This is a genomic window from Pandoraea pulmonicola, assembly GCF_000815105.2.
In the GTDB taxonomy this organism is placed as follows: Bacteria; Pseudomonadota; Gammaproteobacteria; order Burkholderiales; family Burkholderiaceae; genus Pandoraea; species Pandoraea pulmonicola.
In genome coordinates this window covers 992,708-1,006,982 of sequence record NZ_CP010310.2, presented here as the reverse complement: position 1 = coordinate 1,006,982, position 14,275 = coordinate 992,708, and the positions used below count along the sequence as shown (strand labels likewise).

The 14,275-nt window shown below is 67.1% G+C and carries 17 protein-coding genes; 5 read left to right on the top strand and 12 right to left on the bottom strand.

What is annotated here, in order from left to right; all coding sequences use genetic code 11:
- Window position 1: 1 nt before the first annotated feature.
- From RO07_RS04490 to RO07_RS26265, 4 genes are all read left to right on the top strand, one after another.
- Window positions 2-1,660: an EscC/YscC/HrcC family type III secretion system outer membrane ring protein gene (locus RO07_RS04490; RefSeq protein WP_084072436.1), complete on the top strand. Its 1,659-nt coding sequence runs from the start codon at window positions 2-4 to the stop codon at window positions 1,658-1,660.
- Window positions 1,661-1,662: 2 nt separating this feature from the next.
- On the top strand, window positions 1,663-3,060 hold the full coding sequence (gene sctD / locus RO07_RS04485) for a type III secretion system inner membrane ring subunit SctD (RefSeq protein ID WP_039408400.1): 1,398 nt from the start codon (window positions 1,663-1,665) through the stop codon (window positions 3,058-3,060).
- A complete protein-coding gene (locus tag RO07_RS04480) occupies window positions 3,035-3,286 on the top strand; it encodes an EscE/YscE/SsaE family type III secretion system needle protein co-chaperone (protein ID WP_039408397.1) in 252 nt (83 codons plus the stop codon). The genes sctD and RO07_RS04480 overlap by 26 nt, the downstream gene beginning before the upstream one ends.
- Before the next feature lie 184 nt (window positions 3,287-3,470).
- Window positions 3,471-3,884, top strand: coding sequence for an InvB/SpaK family type III secretion system chaperone (locus RO07_RS26265; RefSeq protein WP_039408394.1), 414 nt, complete (start codon window positions 3,471-3,473; stop codon window positions 3,882-3,884).
- A 127-nt stretch (window positions 3,885-4,011) separates the two neighbouring features.
- Here RO07_RS26265 and RO07_RS04470 read toward each other — a convergent pair whose 3' ends face one another.
- From RO07_RS04470 to RO07_RS25715, 12 genes are all read right to left on the bottom strand, one after another.
- A complete protein-coding gene (locus RO07_RS04470) occupies window positions 4,012-5,187 on the bottom strand; it encodes a TyeA family type III secretion system gatekeeper subunit (protein WP_039408392.1) in 1,176 nt (391 codons plus the stop codon).
- Window positions 5,180-5,872, bottom strand: coding sequence for a hypothetical protein (locus tag RO07_RS04465; RefSeq protein ID WP_115088924.1), 693 nt, complete (start codon window positions 5,870-5,872; stop codon window positions 5,180-5,182). The genes RO07_RS04470 and RO07_RS04465 overlap by 8 nt, the downstream gene beginning before the upstream one ends.
- Window positions 5,848-6,495, bottom strand: a complete 648-nt coding sequence (locus RO07_RS04460) for a type III secretion system domain-containing protein (RefSeq protein WP_072636953.1) — start codon at window positions 6,493-6,495, stop codon at window positions 5,848-5,850. The genes RO07_RS04465 and RO07_RS04460 overlap by 25 nt, the downstream gene beginning before the upstream one ends.
- On the bottom strand, window positions 6,492-7,253 hold the full coding sequence (sctJ, locus tag RO07_RS04455; RefSeq protein ID WP_084072820.1) for a type III secretion system inner membrane ring lipoprotein SctJ: 762 nt from the start codon (window positions 7,251-7,253) through the stop codon (window positions 6,492-6,494). Before sctJ ends, RO07_RS04460 begins: the two co-directional genes overlap by 4 nt.
- 74 nt (window positions 7,254-7,327) lie before the next feature.
- Window positions 7,328-7,684 (bottom strand): type III secretion system inner rod subunit SctI, encoded by a 357-nt coding sequence (gene sctI, locus RO07_RS04450; RefSeq protein WP_039408386.1) that lies wholly within the window; start codon window positions 7,682-7,684, stop codon window positions 7,328-7,330.
- Window positions 7,681-8,139 (bottom strand): DUF1039 domain-containing protein, encoded by a 459-nt coding sequence (locus RO07_RS25720; protein ID WP_039408384.1) that lies wholly within the window; start codon window positions 8,137-8,139, stop codon window positions 7,681-7,683. Before RO07_RS25720 ends, sctI begins: the two co-directional genes overlap by 4 nt.
- Complete coding sequence (gene sctF / locus RO07_RS04440) at window positions 8,136-8,354, bottom strand: type III secretion system needle filament subunit SctF (RefSeq protein ID WP_039408381.1); 219 nt, start codon at window positions 8,352-8,354, stop codon at window positions 8,136-8,138. Before sctF ends, RO07_RS25720 begins: the two co-directional genes overlap by 4 nt.
- Entirely contained in the window at window positions 8,351-9,151 is an 801-nt protein-coding gene (locus RO07_RS04435) for a helix-turn-helix transcriptional regulator (protein WP_052267012.1), read from the bottom strand. The genes sctF and RO07_RS04435 overlap by 4 nt, the downstream gene beginning before the upstream one ends.
- A 216-nt stretch (window positions 9,152-9,367) precedes the next feature.
- Entirely contained in the window at window positions 9,368-10,969 is a 1,602-nt protein-coding gene (locus tag RO07_RS04430; protein ID WP_039408379.1) for an FMN-binding glutamate synthase family protein, read from the bottom strand.
- 72 nt (window positions 10,970-11,041) lie between these two features.
- A complete protein-coding gene (gene mnmA, locus RO07_RS04425; protein WP_039408377.1) occupies window positions 11,042-12,208 on the bottom strand; it encodes a tRNA 2-thiouridine(34) synthase MnmA in 1,167 nt (388 codons plus the stop codon).
- Window positions 12,205-12,681 carry an NUDIX hydrolase gene (locus RO07_RS04420; protein ID WP_039408375.1) on the bottom strand — a complete coding sequence of 159 codons (477 nt, stop codon included), beginning with the start codon at window positions 12,679-12,681 and terminating at the stop codon, window positions 12,205-12,207. The genes mnmA and RO07_RS04420 overlap by 4 nt, the downstream gene beginning before the upstream one ends.
- A 106-nt stretch (window positions 12,682-12,787) precedes the next feature.
- Window positions 12,788-13,030: a hypothetical protein gene (locus RO07_RS25715; protein ID WP_147284558.1), complete on the bottom strand. Its 243-nt coding sequence runs from the start codon at window positions 13,028-13,030 to the stop codon at window positions 12,788-12,790.
- Between the two features lie 96 nt (window positions 13,031-13,126).
- On the opposite strand from RO07_RS25715, the gene RO07_RS04415 reads away from it, so the two are divergent.
- Entirely contained in the window at window positions 13,127-14,269 is a 1,143-nt protein-coding gene (locus RO07_RS04415) for a Re/Si-specific NAD(P)(+) transhydrogenase subunit alpha (RefSeq protein ID WP_039408374.1), read from the top strand.
- The last annotated feature ends 6 nt before the right edge of the window (window positions 14,270-14,275 follow it).

The window sequence follows — 14,275 nt, the reverse complement described above, 5'->3', positions numbered from 1 at the left end:
CATGCGCACGCTCCGCCCGCGCCGCGCCCCCGTCCTGTTCGCCACAGGTCTGCTGTGGACGACGTTCGCGGCCATCGCAGCCGGTCCGGCGGCCTCGCTCGCGTCCGTCGCATCGACGGCAGCGCCGATCGCGAGCAGCGCGCCGGTGTGGCGCGGCGGTCCGTTCGTCTTCCAGAGCGCGGGCACGCCGCTCGCCGAACTCCTGCGCGACTTCGGCGCGCATCATGGCATCCCGACGATCGTCAGCGCGCAGGTCGGCGATCGCTTCATCGGCACGCTGCCGGCGCGCTCCGCGCAGGCCACGCTCGACGCGCTTTCGGAACGTTATCGGCTTTCGTGGTACTTCAACGGCCAGACGCTGAACATCTATAAGTCCAGCGAAGCGTCGAGACGCGTGATGTCGTTGCGATATGCGTCGCCATCCGATCTGCTCGCGCACCTGCGCAACGCCGGTGTGCTCCATGCGAGACACTGTGTAGCGCGGGCGATTCCGGCGACTCGCGCGCTGGAGATCGCGGGCGTTCCCGCCTGCATCGATACGGTCGCGATGCTCGCCCGGCACGTCGAGCGCGACGCCCGCGAGCAGCAGGAGAGCGAAGAGACCATCAAGATATTTCCCCTGAAATTCGCGACCGCGGACGACACGAGGTACTTTTATCGCGGGCAGGAAGTCGTCGTACCGGGCGTGGTCAGCGTACTGAAAGACCTGATTCTCGGCGCCGGTTCGCTGGTCGCCACCGCGACGGCCGCCTCCGCCGACACCTACGCCATGAACGGCATCAACAGCATCAACGGCGTCAACAACGTCGACGGCAACGACTCCGCCGCGCCAGTCGCCCGCACGGGGACGCCGCGCTTTTCGGCCGATCCGCGGCGCAATGCGGTCATCGTGCGCGAGCGTCGCCGAAACCTGCCGATCTACGACGACCTGATCGCACAGCTCGACGTGCGGCCGCGTCTGGTCGACATCTCGGTAGCGATCATCGATGTGAATGCGAGCGACATCGCCGAGCTCGGCGTCGATTTCTCCGGCAGCGCACGGCTGGGCGGCTTCGGTCGCGTGGCGCTCAACGGCCAGGCGCAGGACGGGGACTCGAGCACCTTCACGACGGTGGTCGGGGACACCAACAAGTTCATGCTCAACCTGAGCGCGCTGGAGCGGAATTCGAAGGCGCGGGTGCTGTCGCGCCCGTCCATCGTCACGCTCGATAACATGCAGGCGGTGCTCGATCGCAGCGTCACGTTCTATACGAAGGTCTCGGGCGAGAAGGTGGCGAAACTCGAGAGCGTGACGACCGGATCGTTGCTGCGCGTTACGCCGCGACTCGTGCCCGACGAAGGCGAAGGGCGGGAGCAGGTGATGCTCACGCTCAACATCGAAGACGGCGGCGAAGCGCGCAGCGAACGCAACGCGCGTAGCGAGGTACCGTCGATCCGCAACTCGTCGATCGCGACGCACGCGACGCTGCAAGCGGGCCAGAGCCTGCTGCTCGGCGGCTTCGTGCAGGACGCGCAGCACGAGCAGGAACGCAAGATCCCGTTGCTCGGCGACCTGCCGTTCATCGGACGGCTGTTCAGCTCGACGAGCAACCGCAACGACAGCGTCATGCGGCTGTTTCTGATCAAGGCGGAGCCGTCGGCGGGTCTGCCGAGCACGTGACCATGCTGACGTTGACGTTGCTCGAAGGCCCGCTTGCGGGCCGTCCGATCCCGCTGCCGCCGGGCACGTTCACCCTCGGCGACAGCGAATCGGACGTCGCGGTAACGCTGGAGAACGGCGCGCGCATTGCGCTGCGCGTCGATACGCGAAACGTGGCCTTGCTTGGCCCCGCGCCGGTGTGGATCGACGGCATGCCACTGGATGTGGCGGACGCTGATGCCGATGTTGGCGCGGGAGGGGATGCCAATGCGGATGCCGGCACCAACGCAGAGGTCGGTGCCTTCGCAAACGGCACGGCACAGCCCGCTCAGGTGCTTCCGCTCCATACGGTGATCGATCTCGCCGGGCTGGGCGTCTGGTTCGGCGACGGCAGCGAGCCGCTGCCGGTACCGCTGCCGCACCGGCCCGCGCGATGTACGACGCCGATACCGCAACCGACAACACCTGCCGCGCGCGAGACGCCGCCGCGTCGTGCGCGCGAATGGCAGCGCTCGCGCACGGCGTGGGTCGCCATCTCCTGCCTTTCGCTCCTGATCGCATCGGCGGGCGTCGCGATCTGGCGCACGGGCACGGCCACCGTCATCTCCGCTCCGCCGCAACCCGATGCGCTGAAAGCCCTCGCCGCGCGCATCGCGCCCGGCGCCACGCTTCGCACGACGGGAAATGCCGTGCACCTGAGCGGCGGCTGCCTCGACGACAGCGTGATCGCCCGGCTGCGCGCCGAAGCACGTTGGCTCGGCAAGGCCCTGAGCGACGGGACGTGGTGTCCCGAGAACGCCGCACACTCGGCCCGCACGTTACTGCGGCTGCATGGCTACGGCACGGCAAATGTGAGCGTGGCGCCGGATGGCGTCGTCGTCATCGGCGACGTGTTCGTGGCCGACGCCCGCTGGCGCGCCGCATCCGACGCGCTCGATGCACTCTCGCTCCCGCACGGCTGGCGCGTCGCCGACGGTGCGTCGCACGGCTTCGAGCGCTTGGTGCGGACGCTGCGGGACGCCGGCCAGTTGCGCAGCATCGACATTTCGCGCGACCGCCACGGCTGGCGCCTCACCGGCGCGCTGACGGCAGGACGCCAAGCGTCGCTCAAGGGCATCGCCGATACGTGGAATGCCGCATCGCGCGGGCTGCCCATACGCATCGAGCCATTGCCCTCCCCGATTCCCACGCTCGCCGAGACGGGTTTTTCGGCACCGCTGGTCAGCATCGGCGGCGCCGCCGACTCGCCGCAGCTCACGCTGGCCGACGGTACACGTCTTGCACAAGGCGTACGCCTGCCCGGCGGCACGCGCGTGATCGCCATTGATCCCGACGGCGTTTCGATCGGTGCGCACGACCGGCTCTTCTATCTGCCATTGACTCCGACACTTCGCCATGACGATTCATCTGACGCGCATTGAAGACCGGCTCGCCGCCTCGCCCGGCGACGTAGCCAACGAACTCGACGCCCGTCTGGACGCAGCACAGGCATCGTTGCAACGCGCGCTGCGCACGCCGCTCACGCCGGCCGAACATGCTCACCTGGTGGCGCAGTCGCAGGCGGTGCAGGCGGCGCGAGCGATTCTCGGACGCATGGCGCATCGCTACGGAACGTCATATGGCGCCTCGTCGATGCGATCCGGGTAGCGTCCGCGTGCCCGGAAGCGACAACGCGGACGCGGACCACCAAAGCCCCCGGTCGGCCATCGTGGGAATCTTACGTATCGTGCCTCTGCGCAAACCATCGCCCCGCAATGCATCCGTTGCCTACCTTCCCGCGGGGGGCGAACGCGGGGCGCATCCCCAACTTCCTCCACTCTTCACCAAAGCCATGCCAAGTTACGACCTAGCGCAAACTCTCGTCGAAGCCCTGAAGCTGATCGGCTGCGACCCGACCAAGATCGACGCCGTCGACAATCACTCGCCGATCGAATTGACGTTCACGGCCTCGCCTACGATCGTCGTGGAGACGCTCGATAATCGGGCCTGCGGCATACACGCCGTCGTGGCAACCGACGAGGCGGCTCGCCTGCATCGCGCCAACAGCGAACGCCTGCTTCAGTTTTTGATCGAGCCTGCCGACTGGGCCGTCACAGGTCATGTGCAGTTGCGAGAGCGCGATAACCAATTGGTGCTGCACGCGCAAATGAAGGAGGAAACCGTGGCGGAACCCGAGCCGCTCGCCGAGGCGCTCACGGACTTCTACGACCGCATCAAGCTCTGCCAGGAACATCTGCGCGCCTGAGCGCTCACCGACACACCACCGCCACCACCGCCGGCGCATGCAACGTGCGCCCATGCTCGCCCCCCGACGGTCACCACCGAGCGCCACGTTTCTCCAGCCACGCCGCCGCGTGCGTCGCGTCCCGGGCTCATGCGCCCGCCGCCTCCCCCTCCTCCGCAATCCCCGTACGCCACTGATCCAACGCTTCACACAGCGTCTCTCTTTGCGTTTCGTCACGGAAGCACCCGTCGTGCGCCGATTGCACCAGCCACGTCAGCGCATGGGCATACGCATAGCGCGCCCTTGTCGAGGAGATGCCCAGATGCGCCGCGCGCTGCGTCAGCCATTCGACCCCCACCCAGGGTTGATCGAACAGGGTCAGCACCTCGACGATCATCGTATCGGCATCGCACGACCGCCACCCCGCGGCGTGAACGGCCTGCGCCGATTGCGCGCAACCCGACTCCAGCGTGAGGAACAGCACGACTCGCCGAAGATCGTCGACGACGGCCGCCAGACGCGTCACGTCCGCATCGGCGCGCTGCGCGCCGAGTTCGAGTCCCAGCGCCTGCAACAGTGCGTGCAAGCGGGCGCGACGATCCGGAAGCCTGCGGCATTCGTCGAACCATTGCGTCAGGGATCGCTGCGCCGTCCGCGCCTGCCGGAACAATGTCTTTAGCTGCAGCAACAGCGCCGCGCCGGGCGCCTGTCCGTTACCACAATCCAGTGCGGCGAACGCCTCGATCGCCCACTCCTCGCCCGCGGTCAGCACCTCGAGGGCTTGATGAAGACGCAGGCGCGCGGCGGGATCGAGCGCATCGTCGGCAAGCCACGCCGCCACGATCAACGCGGCATGCCCCGCGCAAAGCCGTGCCTGCCGGATCAACTGCAGCGGATCGGGAACGAACGGCAGATCGCGCAACTGCCGGCGCAGCGTTTCGAACTGCACGCCGCTCACACGCGCCGATCGATGCATCTGCTGTTGAAAGAGCGCCCGCGCGCGATCCTTGTCGTCGCGCACGCTGTGCTCGCCCCCACGGCGAAAACGCACGCCCAGCGCAAAACCGAGGTTCTCCTGCGACTCCGCGACGGCTGCCTCCTCGTTCTGCGCAATCGCCGCTTCGATCAATGCGCGATGGCCACCTGGTGGCGCGGACGCCGCACGCGCCCTGCCGCGCGCCGCCTGCATGCCATCGCCTTCGAGGGCCTGCCACTCATCGTCCAGGATGCGCTCCAGCGCCGCGTTCTCCCGCGACGTCGCGCCGACGTTGCCGGATGGAGTGGAAGGGGTGGGTGTGCCGGATGCCGGCAGACGTTCAACCATTGGCAACCTCCAGACTCGGGGCGCTGGACTGCAGACGCTCGACGACAGCGGCGAGATCGGCGTCCAGATCGAGGCACACGGTGACCCATTCGCTTTCGATACGCGCCTGGAGTCCTGTCAGCGTCGCGTCGGCGACGCTCGCCAGCACGATGTCGGCATCTCGCAGGGCCGAGGCAACGCGCTCCGCGTGCGCCGGCGGTACGCGCAGAACGAGCGCCCCCTCCCGCACGAGCGCCGGCAACGCGTGCGCCACGCGATGGGCGACGCGCTCGCCTACGTCAAGCGAATCGACGAAGTTCGTCAGTGCTTCCGTCAACGTCCGGGCGATGCGACGTTCGAGCGATTGCACGATCCTGCGCTCGAGCTGCGCCTCCTCGACCAGCCAGTCGACGGCTCGCGTCACCGCCTCGTGGCGTGCCGCCGCCGCACTCTCGGTCGCCTCCTGCCGGGCGTTCTCGCGCGCTTCGGCCAGCGTCGTTTCGCGCAGCGTGCGCGCATCGCGCTCCGCCTGCGCGCGTACCTGCCGCGCACTTTCGCGCTCGAGCCGGGCCTGTTCCAGCCACGCCGAGCGCTGCTCGCCCGCCGTGCGCAGATGCGCCAACGCCTCGCGCGAAACGACCGGCCCCACCGGGGCAGGGCCCTCTATCCGCTCAATTGCGGTCAATGCAAAGTCGACGACATACATAACATCTTCTCCAGCGCCGAGAAGCGCTGCCAGATCCTGTCCGCATCGATCGCCGCGATGGTCGCCGGCGCCGGCGCGTGGGCTGGCGGGAGCAGAATGCGCACCGCCGCCCCCATGGTGGCGACCTCATCGCACGACGACGCCGAGGCGGCGTCCAGACACGCCCCCGCAGTGGACAACGCCTCGCCGGCGAGCGCCTCCGGCGCGACGCTCGAACGCGCCGGCCATTCGCTGCGGGTCAACAACAGGCGGTCGCATTGCCACGCGTCGAGCCACGGCGACAACGCCCGACGGAACACGCCGAGCAGCAGGTAGTCGGGACAGCCCAGGGCGCGGAGACCATATGCCAGCGCGATCCGACGCAGATCGGGAACGAGACGCAGCATCGCGCGCGCGGCTTCGCTGCGCGGCGGCACGCAGCGAAGCGCCTCGCCGGTCGACGGCCATCCACGCCGGGCAATCAGCAGCGCATCGATATGGGCCCGGCACACCGGGTGACGGCGATAGACCTCACGCCACGGCTTCATCTCGAAGGCGCGCCACCAGCCGTCGTCCATCCGGGAACCGGGTTGCCAGATCAATTGGGCGAGTTGCGTGACGGCGGCGCCCCTCGGAAACGTCATGGTGCGTCGGCCGTGCGGTTCGTCCGTCCGCCGGGACGAATGGTCCAAGCGCCCCGCCGGCGCAGGATCACCGTACCGCCACCAAGCAGCGCGACGCCGGCGATGGCGAGCGACACCCACCCCCAGGCACCGATGGCGGCGCGCTGCCCGAGTTGTGCCTCCCGAGCTTCGAGCGCGGCGCGCGGCAGGCGATAGTCCGCGGGCTGCAACACGATGCTGATGCGCTCCGGCGTCACCCCCGGCACGCTGTCGTGCACGAGACTGCGGATATCGGTCAGGCGCTGCGTCATGTTGATCTCGGGGCTGTACTTCATGAACACGGCGACGCCCGGCGGCAATGTCGCCCGTCCCGCCGAATCGGTCGGGACCTGTGCAATGGAAACCTCCGCCACCATCACGCCGTCGAGCGACGCGAGCATGCGCTCCAGTCGCTGCTCCTTGAGGAATACCAGCTTCGCCTGCTCCTGCACCGGCGAGCTGACGAGTTGCCCGGACGGGAAGAGGTCTTCGACAGAAGCGCGCTTTTCGCGCGGCATCCCATGCTGACGGAGCACTTCCACGCCCCGCACGAAATCGCCACGCTCGATGCGCACCGTCATGCCGTTCGCATCGGCACGCTTGTCGGCCTGCAGCCCCGACACCAGCAGGAGCGCCAGCATCTGATTCGCTTCGGTTTCGCTCAACGAGCGATGCAGTTCGACCTTGCAACCTGCGAGCGCCAACATGAGCGCGGCAGCGGGAAGCCATCGCGTGAGCATCGTCAGGGCGCGTCGCACGTGGTCCCTGGCGGGCGATACCGACGTGATCGAAGCAATTGAACAGGCGCTGCGTGTCATTGCATGTGCACTAACTTGTTGATGCCTTGCGTGCCCGCGCCCGCCACCTTCGCGACGAACTCGAGCGCGAGCACCCGCTCGGTCAGTTCGCGCTGTGCGGAGAGCATGCGCACCGGGTCGTTCACCAGGCGTTCGTCGGCCGTCACGCGCTGCACGAGTCGCTCCGAATGGCCAGCGAGTTTTCCCGCCGCGCTCAGCAGATGATGCTCGGGAAGCGACGGCGCACTCGCAAGTGCGTGTTCGAAGCGTGCGGCATCCGCCGTGCCGGCAGACGTGGTCGGCAGCGATGGCATTGCCAGCGCGACCTCGGCAACACCGCGCGTTGCGATGTCAGGTGTGAAGGGGGTCGTCATGACGTGGTGGCGGAAGCGGAAGAAGAAGGAAGAGAACGCGGTAGGGCGGAAGCACCGGCGGAAGGGGAAGCCAAGGAAGGCGCGGAGGCGGCCGCCGACGTTGCGGGAGGGCCCGCTGACGGCGCTGCCCCGCCGGTCGGAACGGGCGCCATCGCGGCGAGCCATTGGACGAGGATTTCGGTCGACGGCATCCCCCGCGCGTCCGCGGCATCGACTCGTGCGAGGTAGGCCTGTGCCGCTCCCACCTCGCCGAGTGCGATGAGCAACGCAATGTGCAGCCACTGACGCGTGTCCCGCTCCGTCACCAGCGACGGCAGCGCGCCGAGGATCGTGCGCGCTTCGGCATGCATGCCGTGCTGCGCGCCCGCGAAGGCCAGTTCCACGACGATTTGCCGCGTGTCTGCGTCGAGCCGCGGCTCGGCAGTCCCCAAAGGCGCGTACGGTGTGGTCTTCATGTGATCTTCGCGATGATGCCCATCACCGAGTCCTTGATGAGCTTGATGGTCGCGCTGTGCAGCCCGACCGCCGTCGAGAACTGCTGCAGCTTGAACTGCAGGTCGAGCATGTCGCGCGGATCGTTGGCCTTGCGCGTGCGGAGGGCCTGATTGGCTTCATCGGACATGCGGCGCACGCCCTCCGACATGCTGCGGTGCACCTCTTCGACGTTCATTGCACACCTCCATCGGCCGTCACCCCGTGGCTGCCCACGAGGTCAGCGCGCATCGCCGCGTAGGCGTCGGCGCGCGGCATCGCAATGCGCCGCCCGCCACGCAGCGGCGGCGTGCCGAGCCGGATCTCCGTCGGCGCGCAGTCGAAGCGTTTGCGGAACGTATCGGTGAAATGCGCGTGATTGGTGAAGCCGCACTCGAGCGCGATGTCGAGCACCTTGTGACGCGTAGAGAGCAGCAAATCGCGCGCAAGCCGCAAACGCCGCTCCAGCAGCCACTGCTTTGCCGGCATGCCGTAGGTCTGCTGGAACAGATAACGGAACTTGCGCAGCGGCATGCCGAACTCCTCGGCGAGACGTCCGACCGGCCACGGCCGATGGAAATTGGCCTCGACGAAGTCGAACAGCGAGTGACTGCCCGCGATGGTCTGGCGCAGCATGGCCGAGTAGTACCGCTGATCGCGACACAGGCAATAGACGTAGAAGAAGCGGAGCATCGCCATGCGATCGACGTGCTGCAGCGCGAGGGCGACGTCGACCATGGTCGGCTCCAGGAGGAGCGTGCGCGCCGCTTGTCGATGGAAAACGCCGAGCGGGCGCCGATCGAGAAGATCGACGACGTCGGGGTACAACGCCTGCAGATCGCAGGCATGGAAATCGTGTGACACCACGGGCCCCGCGCATTCGATCGCGGCGTCCGAACTGGTCGCGGTCATGCTCCCGGCTGGCAGCGTTTGCACAAGGCCGTTTACTTTCAGCTTGATGTCGTAGCGGCTGATCAGAAATCGCACCGTACTCATAGGCTCCTCCTCTCACGACAGTCTGTCGGCGGAATGACAAAGTCGAAGGCCCCACGATAGGCGAGCACGCTCACGAGCATCATCGGGTGGACACCCCAATGTGAGTGGTGCCCCGCACGTTTCCGCTTTTGGGAGAAATATCATTGCGCAAATAAAAAACCCGACGCAACTTCGCGTCGGGTCTTCTTTGCGGAAAGGTGCCGTACCGCGGGCCGCTCAGGCAAGCGCGGCGGGAGAGAAGCTGTCGGCACGCGCCATCGGCCAGTATTTCTCGTAGAGCCGATAGCGGAAATGTCCGCGCAGCAGATCGCCCGGCTCCAGGTATTTGAGCGACTCGGACATCAGACGAATCTCGTTGGACGACACGCGTTTGACGATGTGATGGGCCCGCAACTCGGACGGATGCGACAACCCCGCCGCCTGAATCAGTTCCTGCAACGCGTGCAGCGTATGCGAATGGAATTGCTGCACGCGCTGCGCCTTGTCCGGCACGACGAGCGCGCGTTGGCGCAACGGATCTTGCGTTGCCACCCCCGTCGGGCAGCGGTCGGTATGGCACTTCTGCGACTGGATGCAGCCGATCGCGAACATGAAGCCGCGTGCCGAGTTGCACCAGTCCGCGCCGATGGCGAGCGTGCGCGCCACGTCGAACGCCGTGATGATCTTGCCCGACGCCCCGATGCGGATCCTGTCGCGCAGGCCCGCGCCGACCAGGGTGTTGTGCACGAGCAGCAGCCCTTCCTGCAGCGGCGCGCCCACGTGATCGGTGAACTCCAGCGGGGCGGCGCCGGTGCCGCCTTCCGAGCCGTCCACGACGATGAAGTCGGGCAGGATGCCGCTCTCGAGCATCGCCTTGACGATGCCGAAGAACTCCCAGGGATGGCCGATGCACAGCTTGAAGCCCGTAGGCTTGCCGCCCGACAGATTGCGTAGCCGATCGACGAACTGGAGCAAGCCGAGCGGCGTGGAGAATTCACTGTGACGCGACGGCGAAATGCAGTCCTGCCCCATCGGCACGCCGCGCGTGGCCGAGATTTCCGGCGTGATCTTCGCGGCGGGCAGCACGCCGCCATGGCCGGGCTTCGCGCCTTGCGAGAGCTTCACCTCGATCATCTTGACCTGCGGCGTGGTAGCCTGCGCGGCGAACTTCTCGGCGTTGAAGGTCCCGTCGTCGTTGCGGCAACCGAAGTAGCCCGACGCCACCTCCCAGATCAGATCGCCGCCCTGCTCCCGGTGGTGCGGCGAGATGGAACCCTCACCGGTGTCGTGAATGAAGTTGCCGAGCTTGGCGCCGCGATTGAGGGCGCGAATCGCGTTGGCCGACAACGCACCGAAGCTCATCGCGGAAATATTGAAGATCGACGCGGAATACGGTTGCGCGCGATCCGGGCCGATGGTGATGCGGAAGTCGTGATCCTTGAGCACCGTGGGCGCGAGCGAGTGCGCGATCCACTCGTAGCCGGTCGCCTTGACGTCGAGCTCCGTGCCGAACGGACGGCTGTCGACGTCCCCCTTGGCACGCTGGTAGACGATGCTGCGCTGCGCGCGCGAGAACGGCGTCTCGGACGTGTCGTCTTCCACGAAATACTGACGGATTTCCGGGCGGATGAATTCGAACAGAAACCGGAAATGGCCCCACAGCGGATAGTTGCGCAGCACGGCGTGACGCTGCTGCACGACATCCCATGCCCCGAGCGCCACCAACGCGGCAAACGGCAGCGGCCAGAACGGATGCCAGCCGTCGAACAGCACCAGCGCAAGCGTTGCGACGAGCAACGCCACGGCGAGCCAGAGAGCCAGGAATCGGCGCGAGAACATGAGACCTCCTTGCTTTTGGGGGGACACGCGTCGGCACGCTGCCGGGTGCCCCCCCGGCGAGCGCCGGCGGCTTCAATGCGTATTGAGGATGATGTGTTTGCTGGCGACGCCGGCCCCGGCTTGCGCGTTCCTGCCGGTGCCCGCCGGTTGTGCCGGTGTGGTCGAGGCGATGATGCCCCCGCCCAGGCAGATCTCGCCGTCGTAGAGCACGGCCGACTGCCCCGGCGTGACGGCCCACTGCGGCTCGGCGAACGATAGCGTAAGCGCCTGCGCGTCGGCGCGCACGACCTCGCAGGCCGCATCCGACTGGCGGTAGCGCGTCTTGGCACCGATGCGCACGCCCTCGGCCGGCGGCTCGCCGGCGACCCAGGACAGGTCTTCGGCGTCGAGCGTGCACGAGAGCAGCCACGGATGATCGTGCCCCTGCACCACGTACAGCGTGTTGTTCGCCATATCCTTGCGCGCGACGAACCAGGGCTCGCCCGAACCGTCGCGGCTGCCGCCCAGACCGATGCCCTTGCGCTGGCCCAGCGTATAGAACGCGAGCCCGACGTGCTCACCGACGACAGCCCCCTCGGGCGTCTTCATCGGCCCCGGCTTGGTCGGCAGATAGCGGTTGAGGAAGTCGCGGAACGGCCGCTCGCCGATGAAACAGATGCCCGTCGAGTCCTTCTTCTTCGCGTTCGGCAAGCCGATCTGCGCGGCGATCTCGCGCACCTTCGTTTTCGGCATCTCGCCGAGCGGGAACATCGTGCGCGAGAGCTGCATCTGGTTCAGGCGATGCAGGAAGTAGCTCTGATCCTTCGTATGGTCGAATGCCTTGAGCAGTTCGAATCGTCCCTCGCGCTCGCGCACGCGGGCGTAATGGCCGGTGGCGATGGTCTCGCCGCCGAGCGCCACGGCGTGATCGAGGAACGCCTTGAACTTGATCTCGGCATTGCACAGCACGTCGGGGTTCGGCGTGCGTCCGGCCGAATATTCGCGCAGGAACTCCGCGAACACGCGGTCCTTGTACTCGGCGGCGAAGTTCACGGCCTCGACGTCGATGCCGATCAGATCGGCGACCGACACCACGTCGATCCAGTCCTGCCGGGTCGAACAGTATTCGCTGTCGTCATCGTCTTCCCAGTTCTTCATGAACAGGCCGACGACGTCGTAACCTTGCTGTTTGAGCAGCCATGCGGTGACCGACGAATCCACGCCGCCCGACATGCCCACCACTACGCGTTTTTGACTCATGTGTTGCCTTGCCCGCCGGTCAGCGCCGGATGGGTCTGAAGTATGGCGAGGTCGTACCGCACGCCCCGCAGGTAATCGTCCACGCACTGCTCTAGAATCGGCGAGCGATGCCGCGCGCGCTGCAAGCGCACTTCCTCGGGCGTGAGCCACAGCGTGCCGACGATGCCCTCGTCGAGCTCGCGCGTGGCGTCGTGCGCGCCAAGCACGCCCGCGAAGGTGAAGCGCAGGTACGCGATGTCGTCCGGACCCGGCGCGAGGTAGATGCCCAGCAGGTGCCGCGGCTCGAACGCGTACCCCGTCTCTTCGAGGACCTCACGGCGGACCGCGTCGAGGATCGATTCGCCCGGCTCCAGATGACCCGCCGGCTGATTGATCAACAGGCCCGCGGGCTTTTGCTCTTCGACAAACAGAAAACGGCCGTCCTGTTCGACGACCGCCGCTACCGTCACGTTGGGCTTCCAGCGTGCATTCATGGGACATCCTTGCGGGGCCGGGACGAGAGGGCGGAAAACGCTCTCTGGCGCGGCCCGACGTCTACCCTGCCCGAGCCCGGGTCGTACCCGGTGGAAAACCGTCATTTTACCGTCTGGCGGGCTTTGGCGCAGGAGACAGCCCCATCCGGCGACCGACCGGCCGGTCGGCACTGTCGATCCGCAATCCCTTCGCTTCGAGCATATCCATATGCGGTTTGGCGCAATAGGCGCGTTTGTCATCTTCGGGTAAGCTTCGAGCACCAGCAATGTGCAGCAGGCAGTGGCAGTACCGCATCACCGGTTTGTGCAGAAGTTCGATTGCAGTGTTTTTGTGCAGGACTAATGTCATCAGCGGCGAATCAGGTAGTGCGCCTGCCCCGGCAGCGCAAGGCTGCGGCTCCTTGGCCGCTGATGAGATCAGTTCACAAACCCAAGGAGAGACGCAATGAGAATCGGCATTCCCGCCGAGACGCTTGCCGGCGAAACCCGTGTCGCGGCCACGCCCGAGACGGTGAAGAAGCTGGTCGCATCGGGACATCAGGTGGTGGTCGGCCGCGGCGCGGGAGACGCCGCCAGCGTCCCGGACGCGGCCTTCGAGGCCGCGGGCGCATCGCTCGGCAACCCGTCCGACGCCCTGGGCGCGGAACTCGTGCTCAAGGTACGGGCGCCGTCGTCGGAAGAACTTGCCCAGATCCCTCGCGGCACGGTCGTGGTCGGCATGCTCAATCCGTTCGATGCCGAGAACAACGCCCGCATGGCCGCCGCCGGGATAACCGCCTTCGCGCTCGAAGCCGCACCGCGCACCACGCGTGCGCAAAGCATGGACGTGCTGTCCTCTCAGGCCAACATCGCCGGCTACAAGGCGGTGATGCTCGCGGCCAACCTTTACCAGCGCTTCATGCCGATGCTCATGACGGCCGCCGGCACGGTCAAGGCCGCTCGTCTGGTGGTGCTCGGCGCCGGCGTGGCGGGCCTGCAGGCCATCGCGACGGCCAAGCGTCTGGGCGCGGTGATCGAGGCGTCCGACGTGCGCCCGGCCGTGCGCGAGCAGATCGAGTCGCTTGGCGCCAAGTTCATCGACGTTCCCTTCGAAACCGACGAAGAGCGCGAAATCGCGCAAGGCGTCGGCGGCTACGCCCGCCCGATGCCCGCCGCCTGGCTCGCGCGTCAGGCGCAACTCGTGCACACGCGTCTCACGCAGGCCGACATCGTCATTGCCACCGCGCTCATTCCGGGGCGCGCGGCGCCGACGCTCATCGCCGAGGATACCGTCAAGGCGATGAAGCCCGGCTCGGTGATCGTCGACCTGGCCGCCGGACGCGGCGCCGAGCACGACGGCAAGCGCGGCGGCAACTGCCCGCTGTCGGTCGCCGACGAGGTCGTGAAGGTGCACGGTGTGACGATCGCCGGCTACACGAACCTCGCCGGCATGGTCGCGGCAGACGCCTCCGCGCTGTATGCGCGCAACGTGCTCGACTTCCTCAAGCTGGTGATCGACAAGGAAGGCAAGCTCGTCATCGATACCAACGACGACATCGTCGCCGCGTGCCTGATGTGCCGCGACGGCCAGGTGCTGCGCGCCGCATAAGGAGAG